The sequence below is a fragment of the Actinosynnema sp. NPDC002837 genome (assembly GCF_040295345.1).
In the GTDB taxonomy this organism is placed as follows: Bacteria; Actinomycetota; Actinomycetes; order Mycobacteriales; family Pseudonocardiaceae; genus Actinosynnema.
In genome coordinates this window covers 30,359-44,146 of sequence record NZ_JBEOVG010000019.1, presented here as the reverse complement: position 1 = coordinate 44,146, position 13,788 = coordinate 30,359, and the positions used below count along the sequence as shown (strand labels likewise).

13 protein-coding genes are annotated in these 13,788 nt (G+C 71.8%); 6 read left to right on the top strand and 7 right to left on the bottom strand.

The genetic code is table 11. The annotated features are described in order from the left end of the window. Nucleotides 1-53: 53 nt before the first annotated feature. Together ABTZ99_RS16450 and ABTZ99_RS16445 are read left to right on the top strand one after the other, a co-directional pair. Nucleotides 54-860 carry an NADP-dependent oxidoreductase gene (locus tag ABTZ99_RS16450; RefSeq protein ID WP_499612016.1) on the top strand — a complete coding sequence of 269 codons (807 nt, stop codon included), beginning with the start codon at nucleotides 54-56 and terminating at the stop codon, nucleotides 858-860. A 72-nt stretch (nucleotides 861-932) separates the two neighbouring features. Beyond that, a complete protein-coding gene (locus ABTZ99_RS16445) occupies nucleotides 933-1,154 on the top strand; it encodes a PspC domain-containing protein (RefSeq protein ID WP_230569752.1) in 222 nt (73 codons plus the stop codon). On the opposite strand, the gene ABTZ99_RS16440 is transcribed toward ABTZ99_RS16445, so the two are convergent. The 5 genes from ABTZ99_RS16440 to ABTZ99_RS16420 all read right to left on the bottom strand — a co-directional run bounded on the left by ABTZ99_RS16440 (nucleotide 1,155) and on the right by ABTZ99_RS16420 (nucleotide 6,252). Next, nucleotides 1,155-2,504 carry a beta-N-acetylhexosaminidase gene (locus ABTZ99_RS16440; protein ID WP_498777698.1) on the bottom strand — a complete coding sequence of 450 codons (1,350 nt, stop codon included), beginning with the start codon at nucleotides 2,502-2,504 and terminating at the stop codon, nucleotides 1,155-1,157. Then, the gene (locus tag ABTZ99_RS16435; protein WP_498777700.1) at nucleotides 2,501-3,346 is read right to left on the bottom strand and encodes a carbohydrate ABC transporter permease; all 846 of its coding nucleotides are present in this window, start codon (nucleotides 3,344-3,346) and stop codon (nucleotides 2,501-2,503) included. The genes ABTZ99_RS16440 and ABTZ99_RS16435 overlap by 4 nt, the downstream gene beginning before the upstream one ends. After that, nucleotides 3,343-4,230 carry a carbohydrate ABC transporter permease gene (locus ABTZ99_RS16430; protein ID WP_499612093.1) on the bottom strand — a complete coding sequence of 296 codons (888 nt, stop codon included), beginning with the start codon at nucleotides 4,228-4,230 and terminating at the stop codon, nucleotides 3,343-3,345. Before ABTZ99_RS16430 ends, ABTZ99_RS16435 begins: the two co-directional genes overlap by 4 nt. Beyond that, nucleotides 4,230-5,504 carry an extracellular solute-binding protein gene (locus tag ABTZ99_RS16425; protein WP_499612013.1) on the bottom strand — a complete coding sequence of 425 codons (1,275 nt, stop codon included), beginning with the start codon at nucleotides 5,502-5,504 and terminating at the stop codon, nucleotides 4,230-4,232. Before ABTZ99_RS16425 ends, ABTZ99_RS16430 begins: the two co-directional genes overlap by 1 nt. A 94-nt stretch (nucleotides 5,505-5,598) precedes the next feature. Then, nucleotides 5,599-6,252 carry a copper homeostasis protein CutC gene (locus ABTZ99_RS16420; RefSeq protein ID WP_499612011.1) on the bottom strand — a complete coding sequence of 218 codons (654 nt, stop codon included), beginning with the start codon at nucleotides 6,250-6,252 and terminating at the stop codon, nucleotides 5,599-5,601. A 129-nt stretch (nucleotides 6,253-6,381) separates the two neighbouring features. Here ABTZ99_RS16420 and ABTZ99_RS16415 point away from each other — a divergent pair, with 129 nt between their 5' ends. The 4 genes from ABTZ99_RS16415 to ABTZ99_RS16400 all read left to right on the top strand — a co-directional run bounded on the left by ABTZ99_RS16415 (nucleotide 6,382) and on the right by ABTZ99_RS16400 (nucleotide 10,848). Beyond that, the gene (locus ABTZ99_RS16415) at nucleotides 6,382-6,579 is read left to right on the top strand and encodes a hypothetical protein (RefSeq protein WP_498777706.1); all 198 of its coding nucleotides are present in this window, start codon (nucleotides 6,382-6,384) and stop codon (nucleotides 6,577-6,579) included. A 188-nt stretch (nucleotides 6,580-6,767) separates the two neighbouring features. Next, nucleotides 6,768-7,373 carry an RNA polymerase sigma factor gene (locus ABTZ99_RS16410; RefSeq protein WP_230569746.1) on the top strand — a complete coding sequence of 202 codons (606 nt, stop codon included), beginning with the start codon at nucleotides 6,768-6,770 and terminating at the stop codon, nucleotides 7,371-7,373. 59 nt (nucleotides 7,374-7,432) lie between these two features. Next, nucleotides 7,433-7,855 carry a carboxypeptidase regulatory-like domain-containing protein gene (locus ABTZ99_RS16405; RefSeq protein WP_268997141.1) on the top strand — a complete coding sequence of 141 codons (423 nt, stop codon included), beginning with the start codon at nucleotides 7,433-7,435 and terminating at the stop codon, nucleotides 7,853-7,855. 263 nt (nucleotides 7,856-8,118) lie between these two features. Continuing rightward, nucleotides 8,119-10,848 (top strand): CHAT domain-containing protein, encoded by a 2,730-nt coding sequence (locus ABTZ99_RS16400; protein WP_499612008.1) that lies wholly within the window; start codon nucleotides 8,119-8,121, stop codon nucleotides 10,846-10,848. Nucleotides 10,849-10,894: 46 nt separating this feature from the next. Here the strand turns inward: ABTZ99_RS16400 and ABTZ99_RS16395 are convergent, their stop codons facing one another. After that, nucleotides 10,895-11,674, bottom strand: a complete 780-nt coding sequence (locus ABTZ99_RS16395; protein ID WP_498777710.1) for a phosphodiesterase — start codon at nucleotides 11,672-11,674, stop codon at nucleotides 10,895-10,897. 387 nt (nucleotides 11,675-12,061) lie between these two features. Further along, a complete protein-coding gene (gene groL, locus ABTZ99_RS16390; RefSeq protein WP_498777712.1) occupies nucleotides 12,062-13,684 on the bottom strand; it encodes a chaperonin GroEL in 1,623 nt (540 codons plus the stop codon). Nucleotides 13,685-13,788 lie beyond the last annotated feature (104 nt).

Sequence of the window (13,788 nt, the reverse complement as noted above, 5' to 3'; positions counted from 1 at the left end):
AACAGGACTCGAAAGCATGGATCGTCTCTCCGGCACTGCCTACGTTCGACAGCATGAAGAGCGCACGCATCCACACCCACGGCGGCCCGGACGTGATCGTGGTCGACGACGTCCCGATCCCCGAACCCGCTCCCGGCGAGGTGCTGGTGCGGGTGGCCGCGACCTCGTTCAACCCGACGGAAGTCGCCGTGCGGCGGGGCCTGGTCGACGTCCCGCTGCCCCACACGCCCGGGTGGGACGTGGCCGGCACGGTCGACGGCGAGCCGGTGGTCGGCTGGATCGACGGCGCGGCGGCCGAGTACGCCGTCACCACCCCCGACCGGCTCGTCACCGCGCCGCGCGCCATCCCGCTGGCCGACGCAGCCGCTCTGCCCCTGGCCGGCCTCAGCGCGTGGCAGATGGTGTTCGAGCACGGGGACGTCCGGCCGGGCCACCGCGTCCTGGTCAACGGCGCGGGCGGCGGCATCGGCGGGTTCGCGGTGCAGCTGGCCAAGCACGCGGGCGCGCACGTCACCGCCACCGCGTCCCCGCGCAGCGCCGGCGCCGTGCGCGAGCTGGGCGCGGACGAGGTCGTCGGCTACGGACCGACCGGGCGGTTCGACGTCGTGCTCAACCTCGTCGCGGACGCCGAAGTGGCACGGCTGGGCGGCGTCGTCGTCTCCGCGACCATGAGCGACGCACCCGACGCCCACTTCGTGACCCGCTTCGACCCCACTCAGCTCACCGCCCTGGTCGCCCTGGTCGACCAAGGCGTCGTGGTGGTCGACGTGTCCGAACGCCACGGCCTCGCCCACCTGCCCGAACTGCACCGCCGCGCCGAGGCGGGCGACCTCAGGGGCAAGGTCCTCGTGACACCCTGAGAACGGGGGTCCGGGTGAAGTCAGGGTGCGTCCCCGATGCCCCGGACGGCCCCCGCGGCGCACTCTTGAGCCATGACGAACGACGTGCTCAACCAAGCCACCGACAAGGTCAAGAAGCTCCGCCGCAGCCGGACCGACAAGATGGTCGCGGGCGTGTGCGGCGGCGTCGCCAAGCTGCTCGGCGTGGACGCGGCGCTGGTCCGCATCCTGCTGGTCGCCGCCACCCTCTTCGGGTTCGGCGCGGGCGCGATCCTCTACCTCGCCTGCTGGATCCTCATGCCCGAGGAGGACTGATCACCGCGGGTGGCCGGGCACGCCCGGCAGCGCCTGCCACGGCCGGGGACCGTCGAGGGGGCGGTACTCGACGCCGAGCGCGTCGAGCCGCGGCAGGTGGTGCTCGGCCAGCCGGGTCAGGAACTCCGCCTCGTCGCGCCCGGCGGGGCTCCACACCACCTCGGCGAACGCGCTCAACCGGGGGAACGCGGCGTAGTCGAGGCGCCGCGGCGAGTCGAGGTGTTCGGTCCACAGGTTCGCCTGCGCCCCGAGCACCCGGTCCGCCGCCGCCGGCTCGTAGCGGTAGACGTCCTCCAGGGTCGTGACGGTGCCGACGGGGATCGGCTCGTCGGGGTGGTCGGACTGCCGGTAGTCCAGGTAGACGTGCTCCTCCGGGCACATCACGACGTCGTGGCCGCGGTCCAGCGCGGTCAGGCCGGCGTCCTCGCCGCGCCACGACGCCACGATCGTGCGGGTCGGCAGGGGTCCGACGCCGAGCACCTCGTCCCACCCGAACGGCCGCCGCCCGCGCTGGTGCAGGTGCTGGGCGATGCGCCGGACGAACCGGCCGTCACCGCCCTCGGCCTCGTCGCCGCCGAGCCCGACGACCTCGGACGGGAACACGTCCAGCAGCTCGTCGAACACCTGCCGGTAGAAGTCCACTGTGGACTCGTCGGCCCGCAGCACGTTCGGGTTGATCCCCCAGTCCGTCCACACGCCGCCGCCGGACGCGCCGAGCTCCGGGTACGCCGCGATGGCCGCCTGGCTGTGCCCCGGCACGTCGATCTCCGGCACCACCGCGATGTGCCGCTGCGCCGCGTAGGCGACGACTTCCCGCAGGTCGTCCTGGGTGTAGTAGCCGCCGTGGGGCCGCCCGGCCATGCCACCGGAACGCCGGTCGCCGAACCGCGAGTCCGGCCGCCACCCGCCGACCTCGTGCAGCCGGGGGAAGCGCCGCGACTCGAACCGCCAGCCCTGGTCGTCGGTCAGGTGCAGGTGCAGCACGTTCAGCTTGTGCACGGCCAGCAGGTCGACGTACCGCAGCAGGTCGTGCTTGGGCAGGAAGTGCCGCGCCACGTCCAGCATCACGCCGCGCCACGCGAACCGCGGGTGGTCCTCGACCTCGCACACCGGCAACGTCACCGCGCCGGGAGCCACCGCCCGGAACGCCGCCGGCCCGCTCAGCTGCCGCAACGTCTGGCGCGCGTAGAACTCACCGGCGTCGTCGGACGCCCGCACCCGCACGCCGTCCGCCGACACCGACAGCCGGTACCCCTCGGCGGGACCGGCCACCCGTTCGACCTGGAACGCGCCGTCGAACGGCACCTCGCCCGCACCGCGGGTGAACGAGACGGGACGCGGCAGGATCACGACTTCACCGCCCCGGCCAGGCCCGCGACCAGCCGGCGCTGCACCAGGATGAAGAACAGCAGCACCGGGATCGTCATCAACGTCGAACCGGCCATGATCGCCCCCCAGTCGTTCTGATCGGGTTTCACGAACACCTGCAGCGCCAACGGCAGCGTCTGGTTCTCCGCCGCCGAGATGATGAACGTCTTGGCGAAGAGGAAATCATTCCACGCGTGGATGAACGACAGCACGCTCGTCGCCACCAGACCGGGAGCCACCAGCGGGAACAGCACCTGCCACAGGAACCGGAACCGGGACGCGCCGTCCAGCGTCGCCGCCTCCTCCAGCTCCACCGGCACGGCCGCGACGAACCCGCGCAGCATCCAGATCGCGAACGGCAGGCTGAACGCGAGGTGCACCAGCACCAGCGAGCCGAGGTGGTTCAGCCCGAACGCCGGCGCCACGTCCCGCACCGACCGCATGAGGAAGAACAGCGGGATGGTCAGCGCCTCGACCGGCACCATCTGCACGACCAGCAGCATGATCAGCAGCGTGGTGCGGCTGCGGAACCGGAACCGGGTCAGCGCGGTGGCCGCCAGGAACGAGATCAGCAGGCTCAGCAGCACCACCGCGACCGCCACCACCACGCTGTTGAGCAAGTAGCGGCCGAAGCTCTGCACGGTCAACGCGCGCACGAAGCTGTCGAGCGTCGGCGCGAGCGTCCACGGCCGCGGGTCGGCCGAGATCACCTCAGCCTCCGGCTTCAGCGCCGTGAGCACCATCCAGTACAGCGGGAACGCCACCACGGCCGCGACGACGACCGTGACCGCTTCCGCCAGTCCTCGCGACGCACGCCGGTTCACAGCGCCTCCCCGCTCCGCCGCAGCGCACGCAGGTAGCCGAGGGTGACGAGCAGCAGCAACGCCGTCATCACCACGCCGATGCTCGCGCCGAGCCCGTACTCCGAGGCGGCGAACGCCTGCTGGTAGGCGTAGACGTTGAGCACCAGGTTGCGGCCCGCGATGCCGCCGCCGTTGGTCATGATGTAGATCTGGGTGAACACCTTGAAGTCCCAGATGACCGACTGGATCGTCACCACGATCAGCAGCGGCCGCAGCAGCGGCAGGATCACCTTGGTGGCCGCCTTGGCCGTGCTCGCGCCGTCCAGCGCGGCGGCCTCCAGCACCTCGCCCGGGATCGCCTTGATCCCCGCGTACAGGGTGACCATGACGAACGGGAACGAGCACCAGATCACCTGGGCCGCGACCAGCCCGAACGCCGTCCACTTGTCGTAGGTCCAGGAGAGCCCGGTGGTGCCCAGGACCTCGTTGACGAACCCGAAGTTGGCGTCGAACAGGAACAGCCAGATCGTCGACCCGGCCACCGCCGGCGTCGCCCACGCGCCGAGCGCGGCCAGGAACAGCACCGTCCGCGCCCACGTGCGGACCCTGGTGGCCAGCACCGCCAGCGCGGCGCCGACCAGCAGGGTGCCCGCCACGCAGACCGCGGCGAACCCGACCGTCTGCCCGAGCACGGACCAGAACCGCTCGTCCGACAGCAGGGTCGCGTAGTTGGCCAGGCCGAGGAAGGTCAGCGGCGCGCCACCGCTGACCTGCTCCTGGCCGTAGTCGAACAGGGAGATCAGCACGAGCTGGTAGATCGGGTAGCCCATCAGCCCGACCAGCACCAGCAGCGCGGGGGCGAGGTAGGCGAACGCGATCCGCCCGTCGCCCTTCGACGTCCGCATCACGAGCCGAAGGCGGCGTTCATCTGCTCGGCCGCGTCCCCGGCTGCCTTGTCGAGGTCCTCACCGCCGGCGGCGACCTGCTGCAACAACGTCGGCAGCACCGCCTGGGCGTCGATCTTGGCCCAGTTCGGCGTGACCGGCACGAACCGCGTGCCCGCCTCCAGGGTCGCGATGAACGGTTCCAGCACCGGGTTGGCCTTCGCCACCTCGGCCTGCACGTCGCCGAACGTCGGCAGGTTCCCCATCGCGTCGAACATCCTGCGCTGGTACTCCTTGCCGCCCAGCAGGCGCACGAACTCGGTGGCCAGCGTCCGGCGGTCGCTGCCCTTCAGCACGCCGAGCAGGTTGCCGCCCGCGAACGCCGGCGCGATGTCGCCCGCGTTCTTGCCCGGCAGCGGCACGACCGCGTACTTGCCCGCGGCGGCGGACGCGTCGACCGACTTGCGGTTGAAGTCGCCGCCCACGACCATCGCCGCCTTGCCCGCGCGGAACGCCTCGACGCTGGCGTCGCCGCCGTTGCCCGCGCACTGGGCGGGCGGGCAGATGTCGTCCGCGATCAGCTCGGTGTACTGGCGCAGGCCCGCCTTCGACTCGGCGCTGTCGATGGTGGCGACGTACTTGTCGCCGTCCTTGCGGGCGATGTCACCGCCGTTGGCCCACACGAACGGCATCGCGCCGTAGGTGTACTTGCCGCCGGCGGAGATGCCGAGCAGGTCCGGCTTGGCGGCGCGGATCTTCCTGGCCAGCGGCGCGATCTCGGCGAGGGTCGCCGGTGGCTGGAGGTTCAGCTCCTGGAAGACGTCGGTGCGGTAGTAGAGCGCGCGCACGCCGACGTACCAGGGCACGCCGTAGACCTTGCCGTCCACCTTGCCGGTGTCGACGACGGCGGGCAGCAGGTCCTTCGCCTCGTCCCAGCCGCCGAGGTCGAGCTCGGCGAACCCGCCGCCCGCGACGTAGCCCGCGAGGTCGGTGTTGCCGAACTCGGCCACGTCGGGCGCGCTCTCGGGGTCGCTGAACGCGGCCTTGAACCGCTCGGCGCGGGTCTGCACCTGGATGTACTGGACGTCGACCGTGACGCCCTGGTGCCCCTGCTCGAACTCGGTGATCGCCTCCTTGACGACCTCCTCCTTCGGACCCCGGTTGACCTCGTCGAACAGCCAGACCTTCAGCTGACCCGCCCGCTCGTCACCACCGGTCGGCGCCGAGCCGGACTGGACCGGGGCGCACCCGGCCAGCACGACGGCGCCCACGACGACTGCTCCTGCGAACCGCATCTCGCCCACCCTTCAGGTGTCCCGTGTTGCGTGATGTGCAACGGCTATTTCACGGGAAGCAACGGCGATGCTAATGTCCGCATCGGCAAGCGGTCTAGACCAAGTTCGCCCAGGTCCGGACGGCGTCGGCCGACACCGGGGCGTCCCACCCGCCTGGCCGCACCGCGCCGCCGACGTGGAACCCCGTGACGCCGACGGCCTTCAGCGGCGCGACGTGCTCGGCCTTGAGCCCGCCGCCGACCAGCAGCCGCACCGGGCCCTGCCGCGCCGCCAACCGCTCCAGCACGGCCAGGCCGTCGCCGACCCCGCGCGCGCTGCCGGCCGCGAGCACCGTGTCGCAGCCCAGTCCACCGACGACGGTCCACGCCGCCTCGGGGTCCGCCGAGTTGTCCAGCGCGCGGTGGAACGTCCACGCGCAACCGTCCAGCTCGGCGACCAGCGCCGCGCACGCCGCCTCGTCCACCCGCCCGCCGGCGTCGAGGAAGCCGAGCACGAACTCCGACGCGCCCGCCTCGCGCAGCGCCGCCGCGTCGCGCCGCAGCCCGTCCAGGTCGCCGGGCGCGAAACCGGGCGCGTCGCGCAGCATGACCCGGACCGGCAGGTCGGTCGCGGAGAGCACGTCCCGCAGCACGGCGACCGGCGGCGTCAGCCCGTCCGCGGCCATGTCCACGGTGAGTTCCAGCCGGTGCGCGCCGCCGGCCTGCGCGGCCTCGGCGTCGACGGCGTCCAGTGCGATGACCTCAAGCATGGTCTGGACCATAGCTCTCACCGGGCCGCGGACGACATCAGTGAACTGTTAAAGCGAAGTCGTGTATCTCGCGTAGAACTACTCACTCCTTACCTAATGACCGGTCCTCACCCCGACTGAGGAGGCCGCATGACCGCCAATCCGCCTGGCGTCGACGAACTGGATCCCGTGGAGCTGGAGAAGCAGTTCGCGGGTGACGAGGAGCTGGTCGACGAGTTCGACCCCGAGCAGGACCTGGACGAAGTGCCACCGGTGACGCCCACCGGCCACCACCAGACGCACAGCGCGCCGGTGGACGCCGAGAGCGCTCCGGTAGCGGGCAGCTGAAACCTCTGGGGGAGGAAAAAAGGGGTGGCAGTCGGTCGGCTTCGAGGGGTGCCGATCGGAGGTCGCCCGCAATGGGGGGAGGCGGTCCGCGGTGCGAGGGGGGCATCGCGGACCGCCGCCGCGCCGGTGGCGGCGCGGGTGTGTGACGATCAGCTTCGGCTGGGGGACGCCGAGAAGGAGGTGACGACGTGGGAGAACTGCGCACGGCCGGTGAGCGCCCACCGTGGGAGGGGCTCGACGGGACGGACCGGCACGCGGCCTGTGTCGTCGCCGCCCGCGACGGGGACCGCAGGGCCCTGGACGTGCTGGTCGCCGACCTGACGCCACTGGTGTGGCACGTCGCCCGAGGGCACGGGCTGGACCGCAGCACCGCGGAGGACGTGGTGCAGACGGTCTGGCTCGCGCTGCTGCGGCACCTCGACCGGCTGGTCGAACCGCGCGCGCTGGCCGGGTGGCTCGTCGTCGCGACGCGCCGCGAGGCCCAACGGACCTGGACACCGGCTCGCCGCGAAGCGGCGCTGAGCGACGAGCTGGCGGACCAACTGGAAAGCGAGTACGGCCTGCCCGAGGACGCCGCCCTGGTCGACGACCGGGACCACCGGCTGTGGCGGGCCTTCGGTCGTTTGTCGCAGAAGTGCCAGGAACTTCTGCGGCTCACCGTGCTGGCCGGCCGGGCGGAGTACCGCGCGGTCGCCGAAGCACTGTCCATGCCGCGCGGCAGCATCGGCCCCACCCGGGGTCGGTGCCTGACCATGTTGCGCACACATCTCGACGCGGAAGGAGGATCGCGGTGAACGACATCGACCCGCGCGATGACCGCAGAGGCCAAGAGGACACCGCTGTCCTCACTGAACTGAACCGCCTGGTGTACGAGTTGGACGCGCCCCCGCCGGGGCTCGTCGAACGGATCCAGTTCGCGGTGGCACTGGAGAACCTGGACGTCGAGGTGGCCCGCTGGGAACGCGCGGGCTCGTTCGCGGGCGTGCGCGGCGGCAGCCCCGGCACCATCACGTTCACCGTGGACAACCTGACGTTGATGGTGAACTTCACCTCCATCGGCGCGCGGCACCGCATCGACGGCTGGCTCGTGCCCGCGGGTGAGCACACCGTCGAGGTCCGGGTGGCCGAGCACGAGTCGAGCACCACCAAAGCCGACGACGGTGGCCGGTTCGTGCTGTCCGACGTGCCCGCCGGCACCACGCAGATCGTGGTGCACCTGGTGAACTCGCGCGGCGAGCCGGGGCGGACGGTCGTGACACCGACGATCATGTTGTAGGAACGGTTCCGCCAGACGGCCGCGAGGACGGCGTCACGGGTGGGTCGACCGGTGGTGTTCTCACGGAGAGTAACCCGTTCGGCGCACGGAGAGCATCCACAAGACGGCTTCTCGGACACGTTCTGTGTGCTGGCATTAAGGACGTGTCCGTGTCTCGTGCTGCAACGCCGGTCTCCTCACACACTTCGAACGGTGTCGAAGTGGCGGTCGACCTGCACAAACAGGCGTTCCGAGCGGCGTCGGGAGGAAGGCCTGCGGATGCGGTGACGCTCCTGCGCCGCGCGCTGCGTGCACTGCCCGTGATGTCGCCGAGCGTCGAAGCGACCACGGTCCGCATCCGGATCCTGATCACGCTGTCGTACGGCGAGGCGGAGACGGACTCCGTCGAGGACGGCCTGGCGCGCCTGCGGACGGCGGCCGAGCTGATCGGCACGCTACCCGAGGGGCCGGACGCGGTCGGCCTGCGGGCGATCGTGAAGGACCAGGAGGCCCTGATCCTCCACCGGGCCGGCCGGACCGCCGAGGCGATCGCGCTGTACGACGAGTCGGTGCGCGACCTGGAGGCCGGGTGGGCGTCCGGCGCGGTCGGCGCGGCGACGTTGTCGACGGCGCTGGTGAACCGCGGGCTGACCAACATCGCGTTCGGCCTGCCGGAGGCGGCGGAGCGCGACATGCGCCGGGCGATCGAGCTGGCCGAGGCCGAGGACCTGCCGCTGATGAAGGCGAAGGCGCTGGGCAACCTCGGCGACATCGCCCACCTGACGGGTGACGTGCCCCGTGCGCTGGCGTACCACGAGCAGGCCGAACGGGTGTTCCGGCTGCTGGCGCCGGACCTGGTCGCCCGGACCCAGATCGACCGGGCGCGCGTGATGCTGGCGGCGGGGTTGGCGGACGAGGCGGCCGGGCACCTGGACGAGGCGCTGGTCGTGCTGCGCCGGCGGCGGGTCGGCCAGGACCTGGCGGAGGCCGAACTGGCCCGCGCCGCGGCGGCCCTGCTGCAAGACGACCCGACCACCGCGCGTCAACTGGCGGACCAGGCCCAACGCCGGTTCCGCCGACGTGGCAGCAAGTCGTGGGCCGAACTGGCCGCGCTGATGCGCATGCGGGCCGAGTTCGCCTCCGCCACCCGCCCGCCCGACTCCGCCACCCCTCCCTCGACCTCCTCTACCGCCATCCCCACCCCCTCCGCCGCCCACACCTCCCCCACCGAACCGGCCGCCACCGAACCGGCCGACCACGGCCGCACCGCCCCCGCCGACCACGGCCGCACCGCCCCCGCGCCCGCCGCCGCCCTCACCTCCCCCGCCGGCCGCACCTCCCCCGCCGACCCCTTCGTGCCCACGCAGGAGCGAACGGAGACCCTTCCCACCCGCGCCTCGACGAGGGTGTCGGCGCGGGTGTCGGCGCGGGTCACCCCGGCCCGCGCGACGCGGCTGGCCGAGCGGCTGACCGCGGTCGGGCTGACCGACGAGGCCTCCGTCGCCAGGCTCCTCGCCGTGCGGATGGCGATCCGGCGCGGCGACACCAAGGCCGCGCGCGCGTTGCTGGACCAGGTGCCGGCGCCGGGCCCCATCACCCCGATCGACCACCGGATGCTGCTGCGGCTGTGCCGGGCCGAGCTGGCCGTGGCCGTCGGCGAGCCGGGGCCGGCGTTGCGCGAAGCGGAGGAGGGCCTGGCCGAGCTCGGCCGCGTCCGTGATCGGATGGGTGGTCTGGACCTGCTCTGCGGCACCGCCGTGCACGGCCGTGAGCTGGGCGAACTCGCCGTCGGGCTGGTGCTGGAGCACGACGGCGACGCGGAGGCGACGTTCGACTGGCTGGAGCGCACGCGGGCGCAGGTGTACCGGTACGAGCCGTTGCCGGCGATCGACGACCCGGTGTTGGCCCGGCGGGTGGCGCAGTCGCGGTCGTTGTCGCGGGCGGTGCAGCAGGCGCGGTTGGACGGTCGGCCGGTGGCGGAGTTGGAGGCCCGGCTGGACGAGTTGCAGCGCGAGGTGGCGCGGCTCGGGTGGCACACGAGCGTGTGGGGCCGGCCGCGGCCGGTGCGCGGGGTGACCGAGGTGCGTGCCGCCCTGGGTGATCGCGCGATGGTGAGCTTCGTGACGCACCGTGACGTCCTGTCGGCGGTCGTGCTGGTGGCCGGCGAGGCGAGGCTGGTGCGGCTGGGGCGGACGGCGCAGGTGTTCGAGTCGGCGCGGCAGTTGCACGCCGATGTCGACGTGCTCGGGCCGGACCACCTGTCGCCGCTGCTCGCCGCGGCGGTGGCGGCGTCGGCGGCGCGGCGGGCGGAGCGGTTGGACGAGGCGCTGTTCGGGCCGCTCGGCGGGTTGATCGGCGAGCGCGAGCTGGTCGTCGTGCCGACCGGTGACCTGTACGCGGTGCCGTGGAACACCCTGCCGTCGCTGCACGGTCGCCCGATCGTGGTCGCCCCTTCGGCGACGGCGTGGCTGAACGCGATGGCGGCGCGGACGTCGGCGAAGCGGGTCGTGCTGGTCGCCGGTCCGAACCTGCCCGAGGTGGTCGGGGAGGTGAGCGACCTGCGCGGTACGTACCCCGATGCGGTGATGGCGGAAGCGGTGAGTGACGTCCTGGCCGCGTTGGACGGCGCCCGCCTGGCGCACATCGCGGCGCACGGCGAGCACGTCGCCGACAACGCCCTGTTCTCACGCCTGGAGCTGGCCGACGGCCCGCTGTTCGCCCACGAGACCGCCCGCCTCCGAACCACACCCGAACAAGTGATCCTCGCGGCGTGCTCGCTCGCGCTGAGTCACATCCGGCCGGGCGACGAGGCGCTGGGATTCGCGGGCGCGCTGCTGGCGAGCGGCTCGCGCACCGTCGTCGCCGCGGTCAACCAGGTCGGCGACCGGGCCGCCGCGATGACCATGGGCACGTTCCACAAGTTGCTGGCGGACGGCAAACCGGTGTCCCACGCCCTCGCCGAAGCCATTGCGGCGGACCCTCTACGTCGCCCGTTCGTGTGTTTCGGGGCCTGAACTTTCTGCCACCACCACCCTACCCGACCAGGCGAATTCCCCCACGTCAGAACGCCCCGATCACCGCTCCCGCATCACTGACCGCAACCGTGTGCGTGGCGAACCCGGACTCGGTCGCCACGTGCAACAGGAACCCGGTGGGCTCCGCGAGGTACCCGATCTGCCGGTCCGCGCGGAGGGTCAGCGACGTCTGGCGGTAGGTGCTGGGCGCGACGGTCACCACCGTGCCCGCGAACGGCACGCTGATCGCCCGGTGCACGTGCCCGGCCAGGACGCGGGCGACGTTGCCGTGCCGGGCGAGCACCTCACCCAGCGCCGGCCCGTCGTGCAGCCGCATGCCGTCGAGGAACGGGATGCCGACCGCCACCGGCGGGTGGTGCAGGCAGACGAACGCGGGCACATCGGGCCGCTGGGCGAGCACGTCGTCCAGCCACGACAACTGCTCGTCACCGACCCGCCCGGCCGGACTGCCCTCCACCCAGGAGTCGAGCGCGACCACCGTGACCTCCGCATGCGCGACCGCGTAGTGCGCCGACGACCCGCCGCCGAGGAACGACGATCCCCCGAACACCTCCAGCAGCGCCGCCGGATTGTCGTGATTGCCGGTGACCAGGTGCAGCGGCAACGGAAACGCCCCGATCACCTCCCGCAACCGCAAGTACTCCTCGACCCGCCCGTGCTCGGCGAGGTCACCGGTGATCACCACGCAGTCGGGCCGGGGATCCAACGCGAGCACCGTTCCCAACGCGCGGTGCAACGACGCGGCCGGCTCGGCGGCCAACGCATCCGTCCGCAGGTGCGGATCGCTCAGGTGCGCGATGAGCACGTGGTCAACTCCAGTCCTCGAGTTCCGGCAAGGGTGTCGCGCAGGTGATGCCGGGCAGGTGATGTCGGGCAACGGTCGGCGGGCGTCGGGGCGGACTGGCGGGTCCAGGGGTGGACTGGCGGCGTCGAGGGTGGACTGGCGGCGTCGAGGGTCAGGCGGTGGGTAGGCGGGTGGGTGGTTCGGGGTTCCGTCTCGTTCTAACCGAGGGGCGGTAACGGTGTTTCCGTACACTTTCTGGTTGATCTCACCCGATCGTGTACGCCGCCGTCCTGCCCCACGCCTCCATCCCACCTCACCCCGGCACGGCGAAGGGCCCGGTTCGCCAGAGGCGAACCGGGCCCTTCGTGAACTTCAGCCGATCGAACCTCGGTCAGGTGACCTGGTCGATCAGAAGTCCATGCCGCCGCCCTCGGGCATGGCGGGCGCGGCGCCGGCCTTCTCCGGCTTGTCCGCCACCACGGCCTCCGTGGTGAGGAACAGCGCGGCGATCGACGCGGCGTTCTGCAGCGCCGAGCGCGTGACCTTCGTCGGGTCCGGCACGCCGGCCGCCAGCAGGTCCTCGTACACACCGGTCGCGGCGTTGAGGCCGTGGCCGACGGGCAGGCCCTTGACCTTCTCCACGACGACACCGCCCTCGAGGCCGGCGTTCACGGCGATCTGCTTCAACGGCGCCTCGACGGCGACCTTGACGATGTTCGCGCCGGTCGCCTCGTCACCCTCGAGGTTCAGGCCCGCGAACGCGATCTCGGCGGCCTGCAGCAGCGCGACGCCACCACCGGCGACGATGCCCTCCTCGACGGCGGCCTTCGCGTTGCGGACGGCGTCCTCGATGCGGTGCTTGCGCTCCTTGAGCTCCACCTCGGTGGCGGCACCGGCCTTGATCACCGCGACACCGCCGGCGAGCTTCGCCAGGCGCTCCTGCAGCTTCTCGCGGTCGTAGTCGGAGTCCGACTTCTCGATCTCCGCGCGGATCTGGTTGACGCGGCCCTGGATCTGCTCCGGGTCACCGGCGCCCTCGACGACCGTGGTCTCGTCCTTGGTCACGACGACCTTGCGCGCCTTGCCCAGCAGCGACAGGTCGGCGTTCTCCAGCTTGAGGCCGACGTCCTCGGTGATGACCTGGCCACCGGTGAGGATCGCGATGTCCTGCAGGATCGCCTTGCGGCGGTCGCCGAAGCCGGGCGCCTTGACGGCGACGGACTTGAACGTGCCGCGGATCTTGTTGACGACCAGCGTGGCCAGGGCCTCGCCCTCGACGTCCTCGGAGATGATCAGCAGCGGCTTGCCGCCCTGCATGACCTTCTCCAGCAGCGGGAGCAGGTCCTTCACCGACGAGATCTTCGAGCCGTAGAGCAGGATGTACGGGTCCTCGAGGACCGCTTCCTGGCGCTCGGGGTCGGTCACGAAGTAACCGGAGATGTAACCCTTGTCGAAGCGCATGCCCTCGGTGAGCTCGAGCTCGAGCCCGAGAGCGTTGCTCTCCTCGACGGTGATGACACCTTCCTTGCCGACCTTGTCCATCGCCTCGGCGATGAGCTCGCCGATGGTCGAGTCGCCCGCGGAGATGGACGCCGTGGCGGCGATCTGCTCCTTGGTCTCGACCTCCTTGGCGGTCTTCAGCAGCTGCTCGGTCACGGCCTCGACGGCCTTCTCGATGCCGCGCTTGAGGCCGAGCGGGTTGGCGCCCGCGGCCACGTTGCGCAAGCCCTCGCGGACCAGAGCCTGGGCGAGCACGGTGGCGGTCGTGGTGCCGTCACCCGCGACGTCGTCGGTCTTCTTCGCCACTTCCTTGACGAGCTCGGCCCCGATCTTCTCCCACGGGTCCTCGAGCTCGATCTCCTTGGCGATGGAGACGCCGTCGTTGGTGATGGTCGGCGCGCCCCACTTCTTCTCGAGCACGACGTTGCGGCCCTTGGGGCCGAGCGTCACCTTGACGGCGTCGGCGAGAATGTTCATGCCACGCTCGAGACCGCGGCGGGCATCCTCGTCGAACGCGATCATCTTGGCCATTGCGGTGTGTTCCTCCGCCTGATTACGAATGGGGCCACTGCGGACGCGCGCCCGCAGCGGAACACGGTGCTTCGGCCAGGCTCGGTGCCCGCGACGGACGACCA

Coding starts and splice junctions, on each gene's coding strand:
- ABTZ99_RS16450 (WP_499612016.1), top strand. CDS start 54: ATGAAGAGCGCACGCATCCACACCCACGGCGGCCCGGACGTGATCGTG.
- ABTZ99_RS16445 (WP_230569752.1), top strand. CDS start 933: ATGACGAACGACGTGCTCAACCAAGCCACCGACAAGGTCAAGAAGCTC.
- ABTZ99_RS16430 (WP_499612093.1), bottom strand. CDS start 4,230: ATGCGGACGTCGAAGGGCGACGGGCGGATCGCGTTCGCCTACCTCGCC.
- ABTZ99_RS16425 (WP_499612013.1), bottom strand. CDS start 5,504: ATGCGGTTCGCAGGAGCAGTCGTCGTGGGCGCCGTCGTGCTGGCCGGG.
- ABTZ99_RS16420 (WP_499612011.1), bottom strand. CDS start 6,252: ATGCTTGAGGTCATCGCACTGGACGCCGTCGACGCCGAGGCCGCGCAG.
- ABTZ99_RS16415 (WP_498777706.1), top strand. CDS start 6,382: ATGACCGCCAATCCGCCTGGCGTCGACGAACTGGATCCCGTGGAGCTG.
- groL (WP_498777712.1), bottom strand. CDS start 13,684: ATGGCCAAGATGATCGCGTTCGACGAGGATGCCCGCCGCGGTCTCGAG.